Below are 25,696 nucleotides of genomic sequence, written 5' to 3' on the forward strand. Positions count from 1 at the left end.
ATGAGCCTGGTTGATGGACGAGTGGGCTGATACAGAGAGGTCTGGATTGATGTTAGTGATTCTCTGGCAGACTGACGTCCGTGTTTTGATGAAAGTTGCAGCTGCGGATTTGGGTATAACCTTATTTTTTCAGGATTTGTTTTTAGGACTACTTTTCAGGAGACGATGCGTGCCCGTTGATCCGTTGCGAGTGATCTCCGACCTTCAAGAACTTCGTGCCCTAACGGCAGATGCCAATGGTGCCCAGCGGGTGGCGTGGAGTTCCGTGTGGCAGGAGGCGCGGGCGTGGTTTCAGAGCAAGCTGGAGGGGCTGCCGTTCGAGCATCATTATGATGCTGCGGGAAATTCGTGGACGACGCTGCGGGGGGGCTCCGAGCGAGCACTTATTCTGGGGAGTCATCTCGATTCGGTTCCGAACGGCGGTTGGCTGGATGGGTGTCTGGGTGTTTTGGCTGGATTTGAGGTGTTGCGCAGTCTGGCGGAGGATTTCGAGGGCGAACCGCCAATCACGATTCGGCTGGTGGATTGGGCGGATGAAGAGGGAGCGCGCTTTGGACGGAGTCTCTTCGGCTCGTCTGCGTTTGCCGGGACCCATACGATTGAGGCTGATCGCGGACGTACGGATCGCGATGGAGTTCGGCTGGAGGATGCACTTCGGAGTTGCGGCGTCGCCATGGATCAGATAGGAGACGCGGCAAAAGAACGAGGCGGTGCGGCTGCTTACCTGGAGTTGCATATCGAGCAGGGGCCGGTGCTTGAAGGGATGGGGCTGCCGCTGGGAGTTGTGCTTGGAACCAAAGGCGTGGAGCGGCATGCGATTACGTTCCTTGGGCAGGAGGCTCATTCGGGGTCCACTCCGATGGGTGCGAGACGAGATGCGCTGGCCGCTGCGGCGAAGCTGGCGCTTGAGATTCGTCCGATCGCACGACGGCATCCGGACGCGGTTGCGACGATGGGAAGCGTGAAGACTTTTCCTGGGATTGTGACGGCTGTGGTTGGACGCTGCGAGGCGACACTTGATATGCGGGATCTGGACGCGGGGGTGCTTGCCTCGATGTTAGCCGAGGCTCGCGCTGCGAGTGAACGCTTTGCGAAGGAAGAGGGATGCACGGTCGATTGGTCGAGGATCTGGAGTATCGAACCGATACCGTTTGATGCGCAGCTTATTGCGTTTTCCGAGGAAGCTGTCCGCGAGACGGCGGGCGTGTCCCATCGACTGCCCTCGGGTCCGTTGCATGATGCTGCGGAGGTGGCGCGCGCGGGGATTCCGACGGTGATGATGTTTACGCAGTCGCTTGCCGGACTGAGTCATAACAAGGCGGAAGATACGAGGGTCGAAGATTTGACGCTGGCTGTGCAGGCCTTTGACCGGCTTGCGAGGAAGACGTTGGAGTGGTTGAGCGAACGGGGAGGATAACGGCGTGTGTTGTGATTTCACGGTGGATTTCGCTCTCGACTGACGAGGAGTTTGTTGTGATGGTGCATAATAGTCACTCCTGAGAAAAGATATGCGGGGCAAGGAGGGTCATGTTGTCTTCTTCCATGATGCAACTGCTTCCATTGGATGGGCGTTTCGAAGAGGCGACCGGACTCCGATGAACGAGCGCGTTCCCTTTCCTGAGCAGGTTGTAGCCACTCCAGAGGTGGTAGAGCGTTTTGGCGATCTGCATCCACCCTTCGACAGACAGGCCGCTGTGCCCGAGGCGAATCGCTGTCTGTATTGCTTTGATGCTCCGTGTACGACCGCCTGCCCGACGCATATTGATGTGCCTAGCTTTATTAAGAAGATTGCCAGCGGAAATCTTTCTGGGTCGGCGCGAACGATTCTGGATGCGAATATTCTGGGTGCGAGCTGCTCTCGCGCGTGCCCGGTTGAGGTGCTGTGCGAAGGTGCATGCGTGATGCACCGGTATAACAAACAACCGATTCAGATTGCACGGCTTCAGCGCTTCGCAATGGACGCGCTCCACGAGAGTGGAGCTCCGCTGCCGTTTGAGCCTGGGCCGGAGACTGGGTTGGCGGTCGCGCTGATCGGTGCGGGACCTGCTTCGCTGGCTTGTGCTGCTGAGCTGCGACGGCGTGGCATTCGTGCCGATCTTTATGACGCGCGTCCTCTGCCTGGGGGTTTGAATACCTATGGGGTGGCGGAATATAAACTTCCGCTGGTGGAGAGTCTGCGGGAGATTGAGATGCTTTCGCAGCTGGGAGTGGAATTTCACTTCGAGACGAAGGTGGATGCGGCGGGGCTTGCGGAGTTGGAACGGACGCATGATGCGGTTTTTCTGGGGATTGGGCTTGGCGCGATTCATCAGCTCGGAGTTGCTGGCGAGGAACTTGCGGGGGTGACGAATGCTCTGGATCTAATCGCCGGGTATAAGTCCGGTGCGCTGACGACGGTGCCGGAGCGCGTGGTGGTGGTGGGAGCGGGAAATACTGCTATCGATGCGGCCATCGCTTCGGTGCGGCTAGGTGCGAGCGAGGTCCATATTCTTTACAGGCGAGGGCAGGAGCAGATGTCGGCGTTCACGTTTGAATACCAGCATGCGAAGGACGAGGGCGTGAAGTTCCTGTGGCATGTGCAGCCGACAGGGATTCGCGGGGATGGAGTCGTGAAGGGACTCGAACTGACGAGAGTTGCGGGGACTGAGGATGGTTCGATTGTGCCTGAAAAAGATTCGGCGTTTGTTCTCGAGGCGGATTTGATTGTTCTATCGATTGGGCAGGCTACGCATGCGAATTTTCTCTCTGGATCTTCGAGTTCTGGGTCTTCGAGTGCGTTCGGGAAGATTCAGCTGGAGCGTGGCCGGATTGTGATCGATCGTGCGACGGGGCAGACCTCTCAGCCTAAGTTTTTTGCTGGGGGAGACTGCACGAACGGGGGGCGCGAGGTCGTGGACGCGGTGGCGGACGGGAAGCGTGCTGGAATCGGAATCGCTGGATGGCTGGGGGTGCAACATGGCAAAGGATAGACCGACGCTTGCGAGTACCTTTTGCGGCATCGAGTGCATGAATCCGTTCTGGCTGGCGTCTGCACCGCCGACCAACTGCGGCGAGCAGATTATGCGGGCCTTCGATGCGGGTTGGGGAGGAGCGGTGTGGAAGACGATTGGCGAGCCGATTACGAATGTGAGCTCGCGCTACTCGTCGATCGATTGGGAGGGGCGGCGGATGATGGGCTTCAATAATATTGAGCTCATCTCGGATCGCCCGATTGAGGTGAACCTGCAGGAGATCGCGGAGGTGAAGCGGCGGTATCCGAAGCATGTGGTGATCGCTTCGCTGATGGTTGAGAGTAAGCGCGAGAGCTGGCATGAGATTGTGCAGCGTGCGGAGGATGCGGGGGCGGATGGGCTGGAGTTGAACTTTGGATGTCCGCATGGGATGAGCGAACGGGGGATGGGGTCTGCGGTGGGGCAGGTGCCAGAGTATTGCGAACAGATTACGGGGTGGGTTAAGGAGAAGGCTCGCACGCCTGTGATTGTTAAGCTGACTCCGAATATCTCTGATATCCGTGTGGCTGCGCGGGCTGCAAAGCAGGGCGGGGCGGATGCGCTCTCGGCGATCAATACAATCAACTCGATTACGGGCATCGATCTGGATACGTTTCAGCCTAATCCGAATGTGGATGGCAAGAGTTCGCATGGCGGTTACTGTGGGCCTGCGGTGAAGCCGATTGCGCTCAACATGGTTCAGCAGATACAGGCTGATGCTACGAGTGCGCTTCCTCTGTCAGGTATTGGCGGCATTGGAAGCTGGCGCGATGCGGCGGAGTTTATTCTGCTGGGATGCAGCACGGTGCAGGTGTGTACGGCTGCGATGCACTACGGCTACAGGATCGTCGAGGATATGCAGGACGGGTTGTTGAACTGGATGGCGGAGAAGGGCTTCGCTACGATCGAAGACTTTCGCGGGTTGTCGCTTCCGAATGTTCACGAATGGAAGCAGCTTAATCTCAACTACCAGATTGTTGCTCGTATTCATGAGGATCTATGCATTGGATGCCAGCTTTGCTATACGGCGTGCTGGGATGGCGCGCATCAGTGCATTCATCTTGATCGCACATCGCCTGCGCCGGATACGACACGGACGCCGAAGATGGTTGAGGCTGAATCTGCGCGACGAATTTCGACTACGCCTATTCCGAAGCTTGACTCGGGAACTTCGGGCAGGACGAACGCGATTACTCCGCTTGAGCGCATTCCGCGGGTAGATGAGCACCATTGCGTGGGCTGTAATCTTTGCTCGCTGGTTTGCCCGGTTGAGAACTGCATCACGATGGAGCGCATCGACAAGGATCTTCCGTTCGAGAGCTGGGAGGAGCGAGTTGCCAAGGGGCTGGTCGCGACGGGGACGGGTGAAGTGATGAGTACGAATACTTGATGCGGTGTGTTTTAGAGATGGAGCATCCTCTCGTGTTGAACTACAGCGTGGAAATAGTTTGGAGCAATGTGTATGGGGACTCTGATTCAGAACGGCACCGTTGTCACGGCCGAGCGCTTCGAAAAAGCGGATGTGTTGATTGATGGCAGCACGGTGTTGGAGGTCCGGGCCGGAATTGATCCTGCGGGGCATACGGTTGTGGACGCGGCTGGACTCTTTGTTTTGCCGGGCGGCATCGACGCGCATACGCATATGGATATGCCGTTTGGAGGGACTGTCTCTGCGGATGATTTTCTGACGGGCACACGTGCGGCGGCGATCGGCGGGACGACTACGATTGTCGACTTTGCGATTCAGGCGAAGGGAACGCGGATGCGGGACGCGCTGGATCTCTGGATGGGGAAGGCCGACGGCAAGGCCTGTATCGACTACGGGCTGCATATGATTGTGACCGATCTTGGCTCCGATAATGGCAAACAGGGGCTGCACGATATGGACGATATGGTGCGGGAGGGTGTCGCCAGCTTCAAGCTCTTTATGGCTTACCCGAATGTGCTGATGGTAGATGACGGGACGATCTTTAAGGCGCTGCAGCAGACGGCGAAGAATGGTGCGCTGGTTTGTATGCATGCGGAGAATGGAAGTGCGATCGATGTGATCGTGCAGCAGGCGCTGGCGGAGGGGAAGACTGCTCCGGTCTATCACGCGCTGACGCGGCCTACGAAGGCGGAGGCGGAGGCGGTGCACCGCTCGATTGCGCTGGCGGAGATGGCTGGAGTGCCTGTCTATATTGTTCATCTCTCGAGTGAGGATGCTCTGAATCAGGTTCGTGAGGCCCGGGATCGCGGAGTGCCGGCGTTTGCGGAGACTTGTCCGCAGTATCTGCTGCTGTCGATCGAAGATCAGATGCCGGGGAAGAGTTTTGAAGAGGCGAAGTATGTTTTTACTCCTCCACTGCGGGAGAAGAAGAATCAACCGAAGCTTTGGGATGGGCTGGCGACGGACAATCTGCAGGTGGTTTCGACCGACCATTGCCCGTTCTGCTTTGCGGATCAGAAGCAGCTGGGGAAGGATGATTTCACCAAGATCCCTAACGGGGGGCCGGGCGTGGAGAATCGCATGCAGTTGCTGTATCACTTCGGCGTGAATGCGGGAAAGATTTCGCTGCAGCGGTTTGTCGAGATTACGTCGACTGCGCCGGCGCGCATCTTCGGGATGTATCCGAAGAAGGGGACGATTGCTGCTGGATCGGATGCGGATATTGTGCTGTGGGATCCTGAGGCGGAACACGTGATCTCTGCGGCTACCCACAGTATGCGCTGCGATTTTTCTATGTTTGAAGGGTGGAAGGTGAAGGGAAATGCCCGGCAGGTTTATTCGCGTGGGGAGCTTGTTGCGGATGGAGGACGCTATGTGGCGGCGGTGGGCCGTGGCCAGTATCTGCGGCGTGAGGCGAGAGGAGGGGCGTGGCAGTAAGTTCGATTTCGACACGAGTTGTTGATCAGTCTGCCGCTGATCTTGCAGCGGAACATGACTCGCGCCTCTATAACGCCGATCTTGCACCTACGGTCGCGGCTCAACGTACGTGGGGGACCTATAACTACATTGCGCTGTGGTTCTCGATGTCGATGGAGGTGACGACGTATATGCTGGCGTCGTCGCTGATCGCGGGTGGCATGAACTGGAAGCAGGCGATTCTGACGATTCTTCTGGGAAACCTGATCGTGCTGGTGCCAATGCTTCTGAATGCACATGCTGGCGCGAAGTACGGGATTCCCTTTCCTGTGTTTGTTCGCGCGAGCTTTGGGACGCGGGGAGCTAATCTTCCGGCGATGCTGCGGGCGTTTGTGGCTTGCGGATGGTTTGGTATTCAGTCGTGGCTTGGAGGGCAGGCGATTGCCGCGATGATTGGAGTGCTTTGGCCACAGACTGCCCAGATGCCTTTGGTGCTGTGGGCGAGCTTTCTTGGATTCTGGTTGCTGAATATGTATGTGGTGTGGCGGGGCGTCGAATCGATTCGATTTCTACAGAGCTTCTCTGCGCCTTTCATGCTGGTGATGTCGCTGACGCTGCTCTTCTGGATGCTGCATAAGGCGGGTGGATTTGGACCGATGCTTTCGGCACCGAGCCACTTCCATACGACTGGCAGCTTTCTTCGTTTCTTTTTCCCTTCGTTGACGGCGATGGTGGGGTACTGGGCGACGCTGTCGCTGAATATTCCGGACTTTACACGTTATGCGAAGTCTCAGGATTCGCAGATTGTGGGACAGGCGTTCGGTTTGCCGGTTGCGATGGTGCTTTACTCGTTTATCGGCATCGCTTGCACTTCAGCATCTGAGATTATCTTTGGAGAGCCGGTCTGGTCGCCTATCACTTTGCTGGGGCGATTTCATCAGCCCTTTGCGGCTTTGCTGGCGCTGGTTGCTCTTTTGATCGCGACACTGAATGTAAATATCGGCGCGAATGTGGTTTCGCCGTCAAACGACTTTTCCAACCTGGCTCCGGGGCTGATCAGCTTTCGCACCGGCGGATTGATCACTGGCTTTCTGGGACTGGCGATGATGCCGTGGAAGCTGATGAGCAGCTTTGGCAACTACATCTTTGGCTGGCTGATCGGGTACTCGGGGTTGCTCGGGCCTGTTGCCGGCATTATGGTCGCGGATTATTTCCTGATACGTGGGACGCGGCTGGATACGGTGTCGCTGTATCGCAGAGGCGGGCCTTATGAGTACACACGCGGGATCAATCCAAGAGCGATTGTTGCGCTGGTCGGTGGGGTAACCGTCGCGTTGATTGGGCTTGCTGTTCCCTCTTTGCGGTTCCTCTATGACTACGCGTGGTTCGTTGGCTTTTTTGTTGCGGCGGCCAGCTACTATCTGCTTATGCAGGGATACCGCACGGCGGCTTCGGGTGTGTCCGGCGTCGTGACACAGATAACGTCTCAGGAATAGGATGGCACTCATGAGTCCGATTGATGTCGTCGAGCCTAAGAGCTCTAATAAATCAGCGTCGCTTACGAGCCAGCAGGTGGTGGATATTACGCGACAGCACAACTACGGCACCTGGCGATTTCAAAAGGGCTGGAACCCGATGCACATCGCGGACGCCGAGGGCTGCACCATCGTCGATGGTGCGGGCAAGCGGTATCTGGATTTTTCGTCGCAGTTGATGTGCTCTAATCTTGGGCACAAAAATCAGGCTGTAATTGATGCGATTGCGCGGCAGGCCCAGGAGTTGAGTTACGCGATGCCTGGCTATGCGACCACGGCGCGCGCTGAGCTGTCTCAACTTCTACTGGAAGTTTTGCCTAAGGGCATCAGCAAGTTTTTCTTTACTACCTCCGGGACAGAGGCTAACGAGGCGGCGTTCAAGATCGCGCGCATGTATACGGGAAAGACGAAGATCATTGCGCGCTATCGCTCTTATCATGGGTCTACCGCCGGTTCTATCGCGGCGACTGGAGATCCGCGGCGATGGGCGATGGAGCCTGGCGGCAAGGGGCCGGGTGTTCTCTTTGCGCCGGAGGTTCACTGTTACAAATGTCCGATCAAGCACACCTATCCGGGATGCGGGATCGCGTGCGCGGATTATATCGAACACATGATCCGGAATGAGTCGGATGTGGCTGCGGTTCTGGTGGAGCCTATTGTTGGGACGAATGGTGTGATCGTTCCTCCAGAGGAGTACATGCCGAAGCTTCGCCGGATCTGCGACGAATATGGCGTTTTGTTGATTGCGGATGAGGTGATGACGGGGTGGGGGCGTACTGGCGAGTGGTTCGCCATGAATCACTGGGGTGTCGTTCCGGACATTTTGGTTACGGCGAAAGGGATTACTTCGGCTTATGTGCCGTTGGGACTTTGCGCGACAAGTGAGAAGATCGCTGATTTCTTTCAGGATCATTATTTCGCTCATGGTCATACGTATGAGGCGCATCCGCTTACGCTTGCTCCTGCGGTGGCTACGATTCGTGAGATGCAGCGTCTTGGGCTGGTGGAGAGGGCTCGTGAGCTTGGTCCTTATGTTGAAGGCAAGCTCAAGGAGTTGAAGGCGAAACATCCCAGCATTGGGGATGTTCGCGGGAAGGGACTCTTCTGGGCAGTTGACCTGGTGAAAGATCAAACTACGAAGGAGCCTTTCAATACTTACTCGGACAAGGTCTCGGGAAAGCCGTTGCTCGTGGATCAGATTGCCGCGAAGATACTTGCGGATGGTGTCACGATCCAGGCTTGGGTCTCGCACTTTGTGATTGCTCCTCCGCTGATTGTTACGAAGGAGCAGATTGATCTTGGGATTTCGGTTCTGGATAAGCATCTTGTGATTGCAGATGCTGCTGTTGGTGCGTGACCGTGTCCTGCGTCCTGCCGGACGGGCCCACTGCGCGTGGCGCGGTCACTTCGTGACTTGTATACCCCTTCGGTTGGCCCTCCCGTTGGTCGGGATACAGCTTTCAGCCTAGCGTTGGCATGGAGGTGTCTACTCCTTTGCGAATGCCTGTGGGCCAGCGTGAGGTGATCGTCTTTAGCCTTGTGTAGAAGCGCACGCCTTCGGGGCCGTAGACGGCGTAATCGCCGAAGAGAGAACGCTTCCATCCGCCAAAGCTGTGGAACGCCATTGGCACTGGAATGGGGACGTTGATGCCGACCATGCCGGCCTGGACTCTGTGCGCGAAGTCTCGTGCTGTGTCTCCGTCGCGCGTGAAGATGGAGGTGCCGTTGCCGTACTCGTGCTCGTTGACTAGCTGCAGCGCTGTTTCGAAGTCGCTGGCTCGCACGATGCCGAGCACAGGGCCGAAGATCTCCTCGCGATAGATCTTCATCTCCGGCTTGACGTGATCGAATAGGCAGGCGCCGAGGAAGAAGCCTTCTCCTTTGGTGAGAGCATTGTTGCGTCCATCGACTCTTAGTTCTGCCCCCTCGGATTGACCTTGCTTCAGATAGCCGGTGACTCGTTCGAGATGAGCCTTTGTAACGAGAGGGCCAAGCTCTGCGCCTGGCTGCATGCCGTCGCCCATCTGCAGGCCTTCGATGCGATGCTCGATCTTGTCTATCAGCATTTCGGCGGTGGCATTGCCTACTGTGACCGCGACTGAGATGGCCATGCAGCGTTCGCCTGCGGATCCGTAGGCTGCGCCGACGAGCGCATCCGCGGCCTGATCGAGGTCGGCGTCGGGCATGACAATCATGTGATTCTTGGCACCGCCGAGAGCCTGTACGCGTTTGCCGTGGCTGGTTGCTTCGCGGTAGACGTACTCGGCGATCGGGGTGGAACCTACGAAGCTTATCGCCTGTACGGTTGGGTGGGCCAGGAGGGCGTCGACTGCTGTCTTATCTCCATGGACAACGTTAAAGACTCCGTCGGGCAGGCCAGCTTCTTTGAGCATCTCGGCGAGGAGCAGCGATGCGCTGGGGTCGCGCTCGCTGGGCTTGAGAACGAAGGTGTTGCCGCATGCCAGAGCGATGGGGAACATCCACATGGGCACCATGGCCGGGAAGTTGAAGGGGGTGATGCCGGCTACGACGCCCAGAGGTTGACGCATGGACCAGCTATCGATGTCGGAGCCTACCTGTTCTGTGAACTCGCCTTTAAGAAGGTGCGGGATGCCGGTGGCAAACTCGACGACTTCGAGGCCACGGGTTGCTTCGCCTTTCGCATCGGAGAAGACCTTGCCGTGCTCGCTGGTGAGTAAGGCGGCGACCTCGTCGAGACGGCGCTCGAAGATCTCACGAAAGCGGAAGAGTACGCGAGCTCTCCGAAGCACCGGTTGCGCCGACCATGCTGGAAATGCTGCAGCAGCAGCGGCTACGGCCTTGTCAACTTCGGCACTGGTTGCGAGGGCTACCTTCGCCTGGACCTTACCGGTGGCGGGGTTGTAGACATCTCCAAACCGTCCGGAGACTCCGGCCATGATTTCGCCGTTTACCCAGTGATGGACCTCTCGAAGCTGGCGGGCGGTGGATTCGGATGGGGTCAGTGTGGATGTGGCGGACATAGGCGGACCTCCTCTGGAGAGATTTATCCTACCAGCCGCGGTCGAGGGGGCGTAATCGTGCAGACTTCCAGCGGAGAGCAATTGTGCGGGTTTGCGCTCGTCTTTTTTTTGGATCTCTTCTGAAACGATTGTCACCTGTCGGTCACTATCCAAATGTCACGCCTTGTAAGCGAAACTCTTGTTTTCTTTTTTTTGCGTTACTCTCTGCCTTGATTCCCTTCTGGGGCGTACCAGAAGATCCTGTAAGAACGACCAATTGAGCGAGGCGACAGGGTGCCGAAAGATCAGAACTCACGATTACCCTGGAGGTTCGTAACAAGTTCGTCCCACGGTGTAAACTTGGGCGCAAGTACAGCCGCCTGGGGGGATAGAGCTTGCAATTTTTTGCGTTCGACGCGGCGTATCTTGAGAGACTCCGATCTGGAGACGCCCGCACCGAGGAGCACTTTGTCAGCTATTTCGGGGAATTAATCCAGCTGAAGCTGCGTTCGCGACTGAACTCCAGAGAAGCAATCGAAGACGTCCGGCAGGAGACTTTTGTGCGGGTGCTGGGGCTGGTTCGCTCGGCCAATGGCCTGAGGGAGCCTGATCGCCTAGGGGCGTTTGTCAATTCGGTTTGTAACCATGTTTTGATGGAGCATTACCGTTCCAGGAGTAAGACAGAGTCCTATCTCGACAGCGACATGGAAGCCACCCTGGCGAATCACGAACCGAGCGCTCTGAGTCTTCTGGAGACAAAGGATGCGCAGCGAGTCGTTCGTCAGATTTTGACGGAGTTGACCGACCGGGATCGGCAGTTGCTGCAATTGGTTCTGCTGGAAGAGCGCGATAAAGATGAAGTGTGCGCTGAGCTTGGCATAACCCGGGACTATCTGAGGGTGCTAGTACACCGCGCGAAGCAGTCTTTCAAGTCTTTTTATATAAGCCACTTAGGCGATAGCAGGGTGAACTGAAGAAGTCCGTGACACGATTTCGCGGGTTGAAACACTATAGAGTTGAGGCATCTTTGTTAATGAATCATTTCGAATCCACAGAGAGCAGAGCGGTAGAGAAGTATCTGCTGGGAGAGATGTCTCCGGTAGAGCGCGATGCGTTCGAAGAACACTTCTTTGACTGCCCGGAGTGCGCTGCCGATCTTCGCGCAACGGCTGCATTCCTTGATACAGCGAAACAGGAGCTGAAGTCTTTTCCTCGTTCGAAGCCGACGGCTGAGCCTGCGAAGAGATCCCGTTTCGTTCTACAGTGGCCGGTGTTTGCCTGGGCGGCGCTGGCAGCATCTTTGCTGGTGACTGCGTATCAGAATGTCATGGTGTACCCACACCTGACTCGGGAGATTGCTCAGTTGAGCGCACCCGAGGTTCTACCATCGCTATCTTTAGTAAACGGAAACAGCCGCGGCGGCGGTGAGGCAGCTACTGTAACGGTGTCAAAGGCTAAGCCCTTTCTTTTGCTTGTCGATGTTCCTACACAAGATCGCTTTATGGGCTACACTTGCTCTCTGTATTCTCCTTCCGGCACGCTTGCGTGGCACGTCGAGGTGTCTGCACAGGAAGCGAAGGATACTGTTTCGATACGCGTCCCCGGCGTGGACAAGGTGAGCGGCACTTACACCTTGACCGTGCGAGGAGATGCAGATCAAGCTTCAACCGGGCCCGCTGTCGAACTAGCTCACTATCGCTTTACTTTGAATATTCAGGATTAGACTACTGAACTTGAAGGGCTGATATGCGACCCACTTCAACGAAGACATTTTACTTTCAATCCGATGCTCACTCGCTGGGCGGATTCGTTCAACATCCTTCGCAAAAAGTGATCCCGTCACAGGCACATTCTTCGCTGCCGGCCGTAGGAGGCCATGTGACGACAACGACCGGAGCGTTCGATCACGACTCGGTCGTCTCATGCCGAACGGCTTACACACGCGTTTCGGGCAGAGAGCAAGGTGAGGAGGGGCCGTGGTCGATGGTGACTACCTCTGTCATCGAGGGGCTGAACATTATGGAGGTCGTGACGGCCGATCGAATTGTGGGTCAGGTCTCCCTTCAGTACGCCAAGGGCGTTCGCTTCCCTCGCATTTCGTTTGCCGGTTCCCGGTTTGATGGGCTGCGAGTGGCAGGCCGCGATGTTGTGCCGGTGATGAACAAAAAGTTTATGACGCTGCAGTGCGAGGATGAAGACTGCCTTCCGCTCAAGGAGTTTCAGAAGGCAAGCCGCGAGCAGGGTCGCACTATAATCAAGAGCGCCAATGCTAAGAAAGTTAAATGGGTGCACGACAGATTTAGCTGGATGGATTCGGAACCGAAGCCAGGAGAAGATCGATGTGTTCTATGTTCCTTGGTGGATGGCGTGGATCAAGACGTTCCGGGTCGATCGTTCGGTCACGTTCTGGAGATTCCGGAGTTTGGCAGGATCTTTCTAGGGGAGTTTACTCCGAGTTGCGGGTCGGTCCGGCTCTCCATGATTCGGGCCGAGTTGGGTTGCAGTATCCAGGGGAATATCAGCGCGGGAGTTGTGGGGGGCGGGGGCTCAACTTTTCCACCATAGTGCTCTTTGCGGCGACTGTGCTGGCCGCAACTTCATCAGGTTGCCGCTCCTCTCCTGTGAGCCGGGATCCTGAGCAGACTTATCAAAGCATTCGCAGCGATGCCTTGCAGGGCAATCTCGATGTTGCCCAGCAGAGGGCGAAGAGGGCACGAGAAGACTTCTCTCAAATGGGCTCGGATTGGCCCATGAAGTTTCGCATGCTTGAGGCTGAGATCCGCACATATCAAGGACAGCGCCAAGATGTTCTTGCCCTATTGACGGAGAAGGGTGTTTCTTATCCAACCGATGGTGATCTGGCGATCAAGAGAGATTTGCTGTGCGGTCAAGCGTACTCCGGGCTGAATAAGCCGGAGTTGGCTGATCAGGATTTGCGCGAGGCCCGGCGTCTCACCGATTTGAGTCACTCAAAGCTAAACGGTGAGGTTCTTCGGGCCGAGGCCAAGATTCAGCTCTCCAACGACCATCCGGCAGAAGCTACAGCTCTCTATAAGAAGAGCCTGGGGGCTGCTCGAGAGCAGCGGGATACGTTCCTTGAAGCCAGTGACCTTTTGAATCTTGGGTTCGTCGAGTTGCAACAGGAACATTATGATGAAGCGGTGGCGTCGCTGGATGCGGCAACTGATTTTGCCAAGACGATTCAATCGCGGCAGCTCCTTCAAGTAGCACTGGGGAATCTTGGAGTCGCTTATTTTCATCTCGGTGACTTTGAGAAGGCTTTATATAACTTCAAACTGGCTGAAAAAGAAGCGAGAGAGACCGGCTCTACGTACCTTGAGGTTAAGTGGCTTTGGAACGCCGGCTCGTCGAACTACGAACTTGGAAGACTTGATGATGCAAAGCTGGACTATGAACAGTCGCTGAAGGTGGCAACCGCGATCAACGCGCGGGAAGAGATTGCGGGGACCAATACTGAACTGGCGATGGTGCTATTTAAGAAAGGACAGCTCGATTCGGCCAAGAGTCACTGCGATGAGGCGATCCGGGCGGCAGCAGAGTCTGCAGACAAGTCGGCGAAGTTAGAACCTTTGTACGTCCAGGCACTTCTGGCGGTGCGGACGCCAAATGGACAGAACCCAGAGCAGATGCTGCTGCAGGTCCATGAGGAGTCGATCGGAGCTCCCTATTTGAGATGGGATATCGAAGATTCCCTGGGCAATTATTACAACGACAGGCATAGGACAGTTCAAGCGGAGCACTGGTATCGTGAATCGATTCACACCTTCGAAGCGAAACGAGACTCCGTTAAGAACGAAGAGCTTAAGTTGCCTTTTTTTGGCCACGGGGATGCGCTCTATAGAGACTATGCGGATTTTCTGATCTCTTCGCGTCGGCAGAGGGAGGCTTTGAAGCTTCTTGACCTCGGCCGCGCGCGAACGCTGGAGGAGGGTCTGGGAGCCGCGAAACAGATTTTGGTGACCCTAAAGGAAGACGTTGATCCGCAGGCGATCGCTCGCAGACATAACGCTGCAATTCTCTTCTATTCTCTGGGAGCAGAGAAGTCTTACTTGTGGGCTGTGACAGCTACTCATACTAGTCTGTTTGTGCTTCCGAAGAAGCAGGAGATCGAATCTCATGTTCAGAGTTACCAGAGAGCGATTTTGAAGTCGAGTGATGCGCTGCGCGAGGGGAATGTTGACGGGAGATACCTCTATGACACGATCGTCGCTCCAGCTGCGTCGATGATTCCGGATGGGACAAAGGTGTTTATCATTCCTGATGGCGGCCTCAATGGGTTGAACTTCGAGACTCTGTTGAAGCCGGGTGGCGAAAGACTGCATTACTGGATCGAAGATGTGACGCTGACGAACGCGAACTCAATTCGGCTTCTGTCGCGGCTCGATTCGGTGTCTTCCAAAGATGCGAATGATCTACTGTTGATCGGCAATCCGGTCTCTTCGGGCTCGGAGTATGAAAGCCTGCCTAACGCGCCGGCTGAAGTCGATAGGATCAAGAGACATTTTCCAGTGGACCGAGAGACGGTGTTGACGCAGGCAGAGGCTGTGCCTTCGGCGTATGGAACAGTCAGGCCGGATCGTTTTGCGTACATCCACTTCGTCGCTCATGGAACTGCGAGTCGGCTTAGTCCGCTGGATTCGGCGGTGGTGCTTTCGGCGCCTGCCGCACACGCGGATGACTATAAGCTGTATGCGAGAGAGATTGTGCGTCATCCGTTGCACGCCCGGCTTGTGACTATCTCGTCCTGTTATGGATCTGGGCTTCGTGCTTACGCGGGAGAGGAGCTGGTGGGTCTGTCCTGGGCGTTCCTGCGCGCGGGTGCGCACAACGTCATTGGAGCGTTGTGGGAGGTAAACGACGCTTCGACACCGCAACTGATGGATCGCTTATATGGCGGACTTGAAGGCGGAAGCAATCCGGACGAGGCGCTTCGAGCGGCTAAGTTAGAGATGATGCGCTCCAACGGTGTCATGCGCAAGCCTATGTATTGGGCAGCTTTTCAGCTTTACGCCGGTTCGTGAGAGATTTGCAGCTGTCTTGGCAGGCTTAGATCGATTTGGCCATCTTTAGAATGGTTCAGGCAAGTAGTCGGAGATGTTGAAACGATCTTGTGGTAGCCATCACTATTGTGTGCAGGGACAAATTGATCTTGAGTTCCAGCCAGTTGAGTTGTTCGGGCTGGTGATGCCTGCGAGAGGTGACGGGAGACATCACCTCCGCAGGTTTCTACTTTTTCAGGACGATCTCTCAGACGGATCTCGTAGACCAATGAGTTTGCGACACCTTGGTCGTGAAGCATCTCCTCAAGATGGACTTACCAGGGTGCAGCCGCGGAACGTTAGTGAAGGCTCGGGCGCGACATCGAAAGCCACAGACTTAGAAGGTATGATGTTTGCGTCTACGAGGTTGAGGACGAGGAGATATTTTATGCGGGCATCATTGAAGAAGACTCTGGCCGGTTTGACTGTTCTTGCTTGTTGCGCTTTTGCGAGAGCCACTGACGTAACGATCCACCTGAATAGTACAGAGCCGATCTCACGGAACACGATGAAGTACCAATGTGACGGCCAGGGAAGCAAGATGGGACTGCCTGCAGGAATATTTTCGGTGGAGTATATAAACGGAGCGGGTAACAGTCTTGCGATTGTTCCCGTTGCCGGACATTCTCTGATCTTTGCAAATGTAACTTCGGGGTCGGGAGCGCGATATGCGGCTGGGAGCTATATCTGGTGGGAGGCTGGAGGCCGGGGAGTTACCTTTTCGTCGGATTCAATTGCAGGCACGATGACCTCTGAATGTCATCGTGCGGAGTAATCCGCATCACGATAGTATTTCTGCAAGGGTCAGATAGGTGTTTATGACTGCCGATTGGCCTGGTCTGGATACGCTACCTATCACCCATCTCCTAGTCTCGCCGGAAGAGAGACCCTTTTTTTATGCATTTTGAAGAGATCGAAGCAGCCGCTGCAAGCTCGGAGACGGGCGCTCCAGGGTGGAGGTTTGCCGTAGCGGCCGGCATTCTGGGTTGGATTCTCGATGCATTCGATTTTTTTGTCGTCGTCTTTCTGATATCGGAGCTGATGGGCAAATTTCACGTGGGGAAGGCCGCGATTGTGTGGAGCATGACACTGACGCTGGCCATGCGACCGATTGGAGCGTTATTCTTCGGGGCCCTAGCCGATAAGTTCGGACGCAAGAAACCGCTGATTGCTTGCGTTCTGTACTTCTCGGCGGTGACCGTACTGAGCGGGCTTGCGCCGACGTATTGGATATTTATGGCGATGAGACTGTTGTACGGTCTCGGAATGGGTGGCTATTGGGGTATTGGCGCTTCCTATGCGATGGAGAGCGCTCCTCGGCACAGGCGTGGCGTTCTCTCTGGTCTTATGCAGGGTGGTTATCCGTTCGGGTATCTCATGGCGGCAATCGGAATGCAGACGATAGCGCCGAGGTTCGGCTGGCAGGCGATGTTCTTTGTGGGGGTTGGGGTCACGCTAGTGATTGTTGTGCTGGCTGCAGTGGCGCCTGAATCGGCGGCCTGGCGGTTGCATCGGACGCCATCTCTCGGAAAGATATTCGGAACGCTGTTTCAACACTTAGGCGTCTTCGGATACCTTTTGCTGTTGATGGCAGCGATCACCTGCCTCTCTCACGGTACCCAGGATCTTTATCCCGACTTTCTGAAGACGCTGCCATGGATGAACGGCGTCACCGTGCTGGGAATGAACGCTACGTTTGGAGTTCCGGTGATCTACAACATTGGAGCGATCATCGGGGCTATTGTGGTGGGGGCGATGTCGGAGCGGATTGGGCGTCGGTATGCCGTGATGGCTGCGCTTGGGGTGTGTCTGCTGGCGATGCCGATGTGGGCATTCGGCGGCTCAGTGCTGGCGATTGTGGTTGGATCTTACTTGATGCAGAGCGGCGTGCAGGGGGCGTTTGGCGTGATTCCGGCGCACCTGAATGAGTTGGCTCCGGATGCGATTCGCGGGTTGTTTCCTGGGTTTGTGTATCAGCTCGGCGTGCTGTTTGCTTCGCCTGTGCTGCCGCTGCAGAATCTGTTGCGAAGCAGATTTGGCTATCCTTGGGCGTTATGTTCCTTTGAGACGCTGGTGATCGTTTCGCTGCTTCTGATCTTCTGGTTTGGTCCGGAGAAGCGAGGCAGAAGCTTCGTGACAGGCCATCGAGCGGAGGCGACCGAGGAGGTGTCCTCGAGAGATAACGTTGCGCTGAGATAAGTTTTAGAGAATTTGTTGGTGAGCGACCCGGATTCAGGCCAACAGCTGCTGCGGGATAGGGGTCCGTCTGGCTGAGAAGTAGGGATGACAGATGTGGCGCAAGTCAACGCCAGACTTATCAGCCTCCTGTTCATGCTTTGAAACAACAGTCGCTAGACAGTTCAAACAAATCGAATCAGATGATCCATCCATCTTCGGGCGACGGGGATGTGTTGCAGCGGCTTGATCGGCCATAGGGTCTCCTCTACAAGGTTACTATGTTTTGTTGTCCGATGAGTAAACTGTCGCAGGAGTTGCCTGGGGCGCCCTGGAACTTACCGTCGGTGTCGAGTTACGGACGCCGCCCAGGGGAGCCGCCGCGATCTCCTAGAGGTCTTTTTGGGTCAGATTCGACTTTCGAGCCTCCACCTTCAACTGATCGTTGATGGTTGCAAGGCGCTCATTAATAACGGCGATTGATTCGGCCCAAGTCTTGAAGGTTTCGGTGGTGTAGCCGGCATCGAAGGTTCGCGGGTGCGGCTCTTTTGCGGAGTGCCTTCGCTTGGCCTCTTCGAGCCTCTGTTGAAAATATGCAAGCCGTTGTTTGAGATCTTCTTCGCTCATGCCAGTAGTTAGTATATTTGATGCAAATCCGCAACTCGCGATTGTGCCTCGAAGTTGCCTGTCGAGTGGAAAACTTTGAACTGCCTGGATCGCAATGAGTTTTGATGATTTTGCTTATCGTCTAGTGACAAGACGAACGAGGTGATTGGAGCCATCACCGATGGTTCGTGAATGTCATATGAATTATTTTCCCGTAAATTATTTAGACTTTGCAATATTTTATTGCTGCCGCCTCTGAGCCGTCTCTAGCATCGATCATAGAGGGAGTCGAGCATAAGGAGTCGGCACGACACTAGTACTTCCCTGTCGACTGCATAGTTTTAAGTTCTCACCTCTCTCTGCAACAGAAGCAGGCTACTAGAAACGAGGCACGCCATGCAGGAACCAACGCCGAAGGGGCATGACCTGATAGTTGATGACGATCGGACCAGCATCACGGTTCCGGCGCTCAAACAAGCGATTCTGGATAATCTGTTCTACGTTGTGGGCAAGCGAGCCGAGGTGGCGACGGACATGGATCACTTCATGGCTCTCGCCTATACAGTGCGAGACCGGATTCTGGCCCGCTGGCTTACGACCAAAGGAGATTACGTAAAGCATCACATGCGTACTGTCCATTATTTGTCGGCTGAGTTTTTGATGGGACCTCATCTGGCAAACAACCTACTCAATCTTGGACTCCAGGAGGCTGTTCGCCAGGCAACGTCGGAGCTCGATCTTGACCTCGATCTATTGATCAAGCAGGAGAGTGAGCCTGGATTGGGCAATGGTGGACTTGGTCGACTTGCAGCGTGCTATCTCGACTCATTGGCAACGCTGGGAGTTCCTGCGATGGGGTACGGGATTCGCTATGAGTACGGCATGTTTCATCAGACGATCCGTGATGGCTGGCAGGTCGAGCTCACGGACTACTGGCTGCGCTACGGCAATCCCTGGGAGATTCGGCGTCCCCAGGCCGACGTCGAAGTAGCCTTCGGCGGGCATACTCAGTCTTGGAGAGATCCCTTCGGCGAGTACAAGGTGCAGTGGATTCCCGGGGAAGTGGTCAAGGGAATTCCTTACGACACGCCGATCCTGGGGTATCGCTCGGGAGTCGCAAACACTCTCCGCCTGTGGAGGTCCGAAGCGACCGAATCCTTCTACTTTGAACGCTTCAACAGCGGTGACTATGAGGGTGCGGTCGGGGCGAAGGTCTTCGCCGAGAATATTTCTAAGGTTCTTTATCCGAATGACGAAGAGATTCGCGGCAAAGAACTTCGCCTGCAGCAGCAGTATTTTTTCACATCGTGTTCCCTGCAGGATATGATCCGGCGGCATCAGAGTGCGGGCCATGCCATTGAGAACTTCCACGAGCTGTGTGTCGTGCAGCTCAACGACACTCATCCGTCGATCGGCGTCGCCGAGCTGATGCGGCTCCTGATCGATATTCATGGTCTGGGATGGGACAAGGCTTGGGAGATCACCTCGCATACCTTTAATTACACCAACCACACTCTTCTGCCAGAGGCGCTCGAACGCTGGCCGCTGCCGATGTTCGGCTCATTGCTGCCTCGCCACCTCGAGATCATTTATGAGATTAATGCGCGCTTTCTGAGTACGCTACGCGAGCAGTTCCCGAACGATGAAGATCGGGTGGCTCGCATGTCTCTGATCGACGAGCACGGGGAGAGGTACGTTCGCATGGCCCACCTCGCCTGCGTTGGAAGCGAGCATATCAACGGGGTCGCTCGACTGCATACCGAGTTGCTGAAGAGCGACGTGCTTCACGACTTCTATGAGCTGTGGCCTGAGAAGTTCATCAACGTAACCAATGGCGTGACGCCGCGGCGCTGGCTGGCGGTTAGCAATCCTGAGCAGACGGAGTTGATGATCAGCAAGATTGGACAGGATTGGATTGGGGATCTCGATCGGGTTTCACAGCTAGAGCGCTATGCCGAAGACTCCGCCTTCCGTGCGGATTGGCGCAATGTACAGTACGCCGTCAAGGTTCGACTGACCCAGTACATCGCCGACACGACCGGAATTGCTGTCGATCCGAAGTCGATGTTCGACGCCCAGGTGAAGCGCATTCACGAGTACAAGCGGCAGCATTTGAACCTTCTTTACATCCTGACGCAGTATCACCGCTTGAAGAAGACTCCCGGGCTGGAGATTCCGGCGCGGACTTTCCTGTTCGGCGGAAAAGCTGCTCCTGGATACTTCATAGCGAAGTTGATCATCAAGCTGATCACCTCAGTCGCTGAGGTCATCAATAATGATCCGGAGGTAAATCAACAGCTGAAGGTGGTCTTTCTTCCGGACTACAACGTCACCTTCGGCCAGCTGGTCTACCCTGCCGCCGATCTTAGTGAACAGATCTCTACGGCCGGCAAAGAGGCATCCGGCACGGGCAATATGAAGTTCGCCATGAATGGAGCGCTTACCATTGGGACTCTCGACGGAGCCAACATTGAGATTCGCGAGGCTGTGGGGCATGAAAACTTCTTCCTCTTCGGATTGACAGCAGCAGAGGTTGCTGCGAAGAAGGCTGCCGGCTACCATCCTCATCAAATCTACGAATCAAATGGGGAGCTGCGCGAGGTCATCGATAGCATCGTCTCCGGGCAGTTTTCGCGAGGCGACCGCAATCTTTTCCGCCCGCTAGTCGATGGTCTGCTCAATACTGATCCCTATCTTTTGTTCGCCGACTATCAGTCTTATGTCGACTGTCAGGATCAGGTGGGTAAAGCTTATTCGGACCAGGAGGGATGGTCGAAGATGTCGATCTACAATGCAGCACGCATGGGTCGCTTCTCCTCCGATCGATCGATTCAGGAGTACTGCAGGAATATCTGGAACATCACTCGGTTCGGAGTGGATGCGCCTCAGGCTCCGGCAGGCAAGTAAGTAGCGGCGAGGGTTCGCGCTGATACTTCCAGCCCATACTTTTCGCAATGCGGGAGTGGTCGAAGCAAAAAATGTGCGGGACTAACGCTCCTCTAAAAGAGGCACTCAGAAAAGCAGCTTTACGGAGAATTGAATCTGCCGTGAGGTTCCCGCGGTTTTGCTGATTACGCCGAAGCCTGATCCTTTGATCGTATTGGCCGGCAGACCCATATCTACGATGTTGAACAGGTTGAAGAACTCTGACCGGAACTCCACGTCGAAGAGTTCGGAACCGCCGGCACGCCTTCCGACGGGAGTGTCCTTGATAAGCGAGAAATCAAAGTCGTAGTAGGCCGGTCCGCGAAAGGTATCCCGGCCGAGAGAGCCGAAGAATCCCTGATTCGGCCCTGTGCCGCCTGGTTGGTTGATTGGGATCGAGAAGAAGCTGGCGTTATTTGCTCCCTGTCCAAAATAGTCTTCGCGAACCTTTCTGGCGGTGGAGAGAGTCGGCTTCGCGATCTGGTTTGGCCGATCCACTCCATTGGAGCCTGCACCTGTCTGCTGTACGCCGGAGTAGACGGTGAAGGGCAGACCACTGCTGATCGTCGAGATGCTCAACAGCTCCCACCCGGCTGTGACTTTTCGATTGATCGGTTGCAGCAGCTCGATCTTTTCCAACTGCAGATCTTGAGCGAGGCTCATGGTGAAGCCATGGGTAACGTCGAAACTGGATGGCCCCTTTTCTGCGTGGGTATTGAATGGATTTTGCGGGTACGGATTGGATATCGCGCCAGTGGTATTTCCGTTTGCCGTGACGCCGCTTGTGTCATCGATCGACTTTGACCAGGTGTAGCTGAGTTGAATGCCGGGGCCACCCTGAAAGGGTGTCCCAGTAAGCGAAGTTTGCAACGAGTGATAGCTGGAGTGAGCATTATTTACGATGAGCTGTTCCGTCCCAAAACCGCCGATCGCGTTGCCAGAACCGTCAAACTGGGTATGAGTAGCGAATTCCGGACTGGCTCCAGAGTAGCTGTTGGGAAAGGCGGTACGCGGCAGCTTGACCGATGCAGTGCCGACATAGGCGGCGTCCGCGGTGAGCTTACCGAACTGACGTTCGGCGCCGAGTGTCCACGTTTGCAGATAACCGTTGCCGAAGTGGCGGTCGATTCCTGTCAGGTTTAGCGGCGTGAACTGAGCGCCTGGCGAGAGCGCGGCAAGATCTCTTTGATAGCGCTCCACGTCGAGAACGGTGTTGGATGGAACGCTTTTGGTATTGCCGCTGGCAAAGACGTTTTGTCCAGTGGGAGTGTAGAAGGTGGGAAGCTGCGCTGAGGTGATCTGAAATCCATACAGAATCGGCGCTCCAACGGCGGCAGTAATGTGGGGATAGATCACGAAGGGGACGGCACCGGTTAGAAAATTGTCTTGCCAGATGTTGGGCGGGATTGTCGTGATGCCGCCGCCAGCGTGAAGGTGAAGTGTATTTGTAACCTTCCAGTCGACTTGAACTCGGGGAGCGATACCGCCCCAGTCGAAGTGATATCCAGGCTGAGGATTGACGAGATATTGCTGCTGCGAACCGTTGATGAGGAAGCCTGAGGTGCGATGAGCACGTTCGGCGATGGGAGAGTAGATCTCGTAGCGAACTCCGTAGTCGAGCACGACCCGGTCGGAGATCTTGAAGGTGTCCTGGGCGTAGATTGCTCCGCCGTTGCGAGAGACGGCTGCAGGGCCGATGTGATCGCCACCTGAGACATAAGGTGCCGCGACCGCCCTTGTGTAAACAAAGGCACTCCCGGTGAGCAGCCCGCTAAGGGTATCTGGAAGAGGATCGCCGACGCGGATGTTGTGAGCACCGCTCTGCGAGGTGATGTCTACAGGAGAATAGGCTGTCCCTCCACCAAAGTCGTATTCGCCGTTTGGGCTGGTACCGAAGTAGGTCGTGTCGCGATTGGCGCGGAACTCTCCGCCAGCCTTGATGAGGTGACGTCCGATGGTGACTACGAAGTTCTGTCTGGCCTGAAAGAGATTGCCGTATGCGGACGCGACTGAGCCTGCCGCAGAGTTGAAGGCTTCGAAGAGTCCGTCGTTGAACTTGACTGCTGGGTCGGTGTGGTTCGGTGTTGGAAACTGGGGTGTCGTTCGAGTCACGCTTATAGAACTCTCGAAGGAGAAGCGAGGAGAGACTGTCTGGTTGTAGGTAAGGACTCCATTGCGCTGATGATCGACGTACACGACGCCGAAGCTGGGATCAATGGCTGTTTGATCAGGGTTGGTGGTCGGGCCGAAGAGATTGTTGAAGTTGAATCTCGCGGTAAGGTGTTTGCTGGGGGAGAGCACCTGGTCGATACGCACGGAGAACTGGTTGGCGTTCGTGACTACTTTGGAGGACGCCGCGTAGGTATTGGCTCCGTAGGAGCCTGTCGGGTTATTGGGCAGCGGATAGCGGGAGAGAATCTTCGCGATCTCCGGCTTGGGCGTAATGACCAGCGTATCGCCTGGAAACGCGGTCGTGTCGATGCCAAGCCGCTCGGAGGCCGTGGGCACCGGGAGGACCTGTGTTGTTCCAAGAACCTGACGAAAGCCTTGATATTGCCCGAAGTAGAATGTCTTGCCGCTTCCGTCATAAAGATGGGGCAGGATGATCGGGCCGCCGTTGGTGAAGCCGAATTCATTGCGCCGAAATGGCGGGATTCGACCCGGTTCGGCGATAGAAGGATGATCGAAGTAGTTGCGTGCGTCGAGTGCGGAGTTGCGAAGAAACTCGAAGACGGAGCCGTGAAAACCACTGCTTCCGGAGCGTGTCGTAATGTTTGTAAAACCTGCTGCGCCGCGCCCAATCTCGGCGGGCATCCAGCCTGAGGTCGATTGGATCTCCTGGACAGCATCGACGTTGAAGTTGCTGAACGTCGCGCCTCCCATCTCGGGGTCGCTCGTGTCGGCGCCATCCATAGCGAAGACTGCCTCGACGCCGCGCTGTCCGTTGATGGCGAACTGCTGGGTGAAGTTCGTCTGGCCATTGGCGTCGGTCATCGTTCCAGCCGCGAGCAGCAGCAACTGGCTGAAATCGCGTTTGTTCAATGGAATTGCGCTGACTGTCTGACTGGAGAGCTTCTCTCCGCCGGTCTTCGCAGCATCGGCTGCGCGAAATACAACCGAGATGGCTCCCTCAGCGGAGAGTGTCACTATCGCTTGGGGTGAGCCCGCTTTGAGTTTGAGTGGCTCCACGGAGCGATGAAGGATGCCGTCGGCCGTTGTTACCTCGAGCATGTAGTCGCCGGGGGCTGGATTGGGGAGTTGAAAGCTGCCGTCTGCCGATGTTTTCGAGCTAAGTTCACCTTGCTTCGCAACGAGGCGGATCGTTGCACCATCGATTGATGCGCCGGTTTCGTTCTGCAGCGTCCCGCCCCAATATCGAGTGGTCAGTTCCTGAGCGCAGAGCAAGGAGGATACGAAAAGTAGGACGAGGACAGTCTTAGTAAAACGCATGAGACGTCATTATATTGAGACTTGCATTGAATTGGCCTAGAGAAGATGGCCTAGAGGAGATATCCGCGGACATCTTCTCCGGCGCAAAACCTTGTAGCCCTGACGACGTTTTCCATTAGACAGGCCACTGTAACGGGTCCGACACCTCTGGGTACCGGCGTCAACAAGGCTGCAACGTGCTTCACGCCGTCGAAGTCTACATCTCCAATCAAATTGCCGTCCTTGTCGACTCGTGTGCCTACGTCGATCACTGTGGATCCGCCGCGAAGAACATCTGCTTTCAATTGATATCGAGGGCTGCCGACGCAGGTAACGACGATATCTGCCGCTCTGGTCAGGTCGTCATGCGTCTCCTTGGGCGTGAACCGGTGGCACCATGAGACCGTTGCGTTTCCCATTCGGCCGCCTAGCATATGATGAATCGGCTTGCCGGTGATGTCATTTCTGCCTACTACTACAACTCGTTTCCCTGCTGTTTCGACACCGTAGAACTTCAGCATTCGACTTACAGCCAGGGCGGTTGAGGGAAGGAAGGTCAGGCGCTCAAGTTGCCCTCGATAGAGCTCCGCTGTGGAGTGTCGCGATACACCATCGACGTCTTTGAATTGATGGATGCGGTCGAAGATATCGAATTTGCCTCTGTTTGCGGCGGTGGAGTTTTCGATGTGTAGTGGAAGGGGTAGACCGATCATGATTCCGTGAACGGATTTGTCTTCACTCAAGGCACTCACTGTGTCTTCGAGCACGGCGGCGCTGACGGTGGATTCGAAGGTGTGGGGCTTTACGGCGATGCCGATTTTGGCGAAGCTCTTTACTTTGTTCTGCAAATAGACTTCGGAGGAGGCGTCTTTTCCTACCTGGACCACCGTTAGTTGTGGGGTGATTCCGTAGCGCTCTTTTAAATCAACGACATCTGCTTTTACTTTGGTCACGATTGCGTCGGCAACCGGTTTGCCTATCATTGGAGTTGCTGTCATAAGTATGGTCCTCAGTACAGTTTACAGTCTGGTATTGGGGATTATCGGGACGGTGGCGGTAGCGTGCGCCTCCGGATTTGAATTTTGGGGATTGTGTTTTGGCGTTCGACCGGGCGGCAGACTACGGATTTTTTCCTGCGCGATGCTTTGTG

The 25,696-nt window shown here is 55.7% G+C and carries 17 protein-coding genes; 13 read left to right on the forward strand and 4 right to left on the reverse strand.

All coding sequences use genetic code 11. From position 1 onward, the window contains the following. The first annotated feature begins 169 nt into the window (after nucleotides 1-169). The 6 genes from RBB75_RS04445 (at nucleotide 170) to RBB75_RS04470 (ending at nucleotide 8,727) form a co-directional block, all read left to right on the forward strand. Entirely contained in the window at nucleotides 170-1,417 is a 1,248-nt protein-coding gene (locus RBB75_RS04445) for a Zn-dependent hydrolase (RefSeq protein ID WP_353069688.1), read from the forward strand. Between the two features lie 178 nt (nucleotides 1,418-1,595). Then, the gene (locus tag RBB75_RS04450; RefSeq protein ID WP_353069689.1) at nucleotides 1,596-2,969 is read left to right on the forward strand and encodes an NAD(P)-dependent oxidoreductase; all 1,374 of its coding nucleotides are present in this window, start codon (nucleotides 1,596-1,598) and stop codon (nucleotides 2,967-2,969) included. After that, nucleotides 2,956-4,380 (forward strand): NAD-dependent dihydropyrimidine dehydrogenase subunit PreA, encoded by a 1,425-nt coding sequence (gene preA, locus RBB75_RS04455; protein WP_353069690.1) that lies wholly within the window; start codon nucleotides 2,956-2,958, stop codon nucleotides 4,378-4,380. The genes RBB75_RS04450 and preA overlap by 14 nt, the downstream gene beginning before the upstream one ends. A gap of 72 nt (nucleotides 4,381-4,452) precedes the next feature. Further along, entirely contained in the window at nucleotides 4,453-5,856 is a 1,404-nt protein-coding gene (gene hydA / locus RBB75_RS04460; RefSeq protein ID WP_179639509.1) for a dihydropyrimidinase, read from the forward strand. After that, nucleotides 5,847-7,331, forward strand: a complete 1,485-nt coding sequence (locus tag RBB75_RS04465) for an NCS1 family nucleobase:cation symporter-1 (RefSeq protein ID WP_179639510.1) — start codon at nucleotides 5,847-5,849, stop codon at nucleotides 7,329-7,331. The genes hydA and RBB75_RS04465 overlap by 10 nt, the downstream gene beginning before the upstream one ends. Nucleotides 7,332-7,341: 10 nt before the next feature. Then, a complete protein-coding gene (locus RBB75_RS04470; RefSeq protein ID WP_353069691.1) occupies nucleotides 7,342-8,727 on the forward strand; it encodes an aspartate aminotransferase family protein in 1,386 nt (461 codons plus the stop codon). Nucleotides 8,728-8,830: 103 nt separating this feature from the next. On the opposite strand, the gene RBB75_RS04475 is transcribed toward RBB75_RS04470, so the two are convergent. Further along, a complete protein-coding gene (locus tag RBB75_RS04475) occupies nucleotides 8,831-10,372 on the reverse strand; it encodes a CoA-acylating methylmalonate-semialdehyde dehydrogenase (protein ID WP_353069692.1) in 1,542 nt (513 codons plus the stop codon). A gap of 374 nt (nucleotides 10,373-10,746) precedes the next feature. Here RBB75_RS04475 and RBB75_RS04480 point away from each other — a divergent pair, with 374 nt between their 5' ends. From RBB75_RS04480 to RBB75_RS04505, 6 genes are all read left to right on the forward strand, one after another. Continuing rightward, complete coding sequence (locus tag RBB75_RS04480) at nucleotides 10,747-11,325, forward strand: RNA polymerase sigma factor (RefSeq protein ID WP_353069693.1); 579 nt, start codon at nucleotides 10,747-10,749, stop codon at nucleotides 11,323-11,325. Between the two features lie 59 nt (nucleotides 11,326-11,384). Continuing rightward, nucleotides 11,385-12,074 (forward strand): anti-sigma factor family protein, encoded by a 690-nt coding sequence (locus tag RBB75_RS04485; RefSeq protein WP_353069694.1) that lies wholly within the window; start codon nucleotides 11,385-11,387, stop codon nucleotides 12,072-12,074. Between the two features lie 155 nt (nucleotides 12,075-12,229). Then, nucleotides 12,230-12,916: a hypothetical protein gene (locus RBB75_RS04490; RefSeq protein ID WP_353069695.1), complete on the forward strand. Its 687-nt coding sequence runs from the start codon at nucleotides 12,230-12,232 to the stop codon at nucleotides 12,914-12,916. A gap of 185 nt (nucleotides 12,917-13,101) precedes the next feature. Next, nucleotides 13,102-15,393 carry a CHAT domain-containing protein gene (locus RBB75_RS04495; RefSeq protein WP_353069696.1) on the forward strand — a complete coding sequence of 764 codons (2,292 nt, stop codon included), beginning with the start codon at nucleotides 13,102-13,104 and terminating at the stop codon, nucleotides 15,391-15,393. 406 nt (nucleotides 15,394-15,799) lie between these two features. Then, nucleotides 15,800-16,186: an MliC family protein gene (locus RBB75_RS04500; protein WP_353069697.1), complete on the forward strand. Its 387-nt coding sequence runs from the start codon at nucleotides 15,800-15,802 to the stop codon at nucleotides 16,184-16,186. Between the two features lie 122 nt (nucleotides 16,187-16,308). After that, a complete protein-coding gene (locus RBB75_RS04505) occupies nucleotides 16,309-17,610 on the forward strand; it encodes an MFS transporter (RefSeq protein WP_353069698.1) in 1,302 nt (433 codons plus the stop codon). Between the two features lie 366 nt (nucleotides 17,611-17,976). Here the strand turns inward: RBB75_RS04505 and RBB75_RS04510 are convergent, their stop codons facing one another. Continuing rightward, the gene (locus RBB75_RS04510; protein WP_353069699.1) at nucleotides 17,977-18,213 is read right to left on the reverse strand and encodes a hypothetical protein; all 237 of its coding nucleotides are present in this window, start codon (nucleotides 18,211-18,213) and stop codon (nucleotides 17,977-17,979) included. A gap of 375 nt (nucleotides 18,214-18,588) precedes the next feature. Between RBB75_RS04510 and RBB75_RS04515 the strand changes: the two genes are divergently transcribed. After that, nucleotides 18,589-21,099, forward strand: coding sequence for a glycogen/starch/alpha-glucan phosphorylase (locus RBB75_RS04515; protein ID WP_353069700.1), 2,511 nt, complete (start codon nucleotides 18,589-18,591; stop codon nucleotides 21,097-21,099). Nucleotides 21,100-21,204: 105 nt separating this feature from the next. Here RBB75_RS04515 and RBB75_RS04520 read toward each other — a convergent pair whose 3' ends face one another. Further along, the gene (locus tag RBB75_RS04520; protein WP_353069701.1) at nucleotides 21,205-24,567 is read right to left on the reverse strand and encodes a TonB-dependent receptor; all 3,363 of its coding nucleotides are present in this window, start codon (nucleotides 24,565-24,567) and stop codon (nucleotides 21,205-21,207) included. Between the two features lie 50 nt (nucleotides 24,568-24,617). Further along, a complete protein-coding gene (locus tag RBB75_RS04525) occupies nucleotides 24,618-25,544 on the reverse strand; it encodes a bifunctional 5,10-methylenetetrahydrofolate dehydrogenase/5,10-methenyltetrahydrofolate cyclohydrolase (RefSeq protein WP_179639520.1) in 927 nt (308 codons plus the stop codon). Nucleotides 25,545-25,696: the final 152 nt, after the last annotated feature.

This window comes from Tunturibacter empetritectus (assembly GCF_040358985.1).
GTDB lineage: Bacteria > Acidobacteriota > Terriglobia > Terriglobales > Acidobacteriaceae > Edaphobacter > Edaphobacter empetritectus.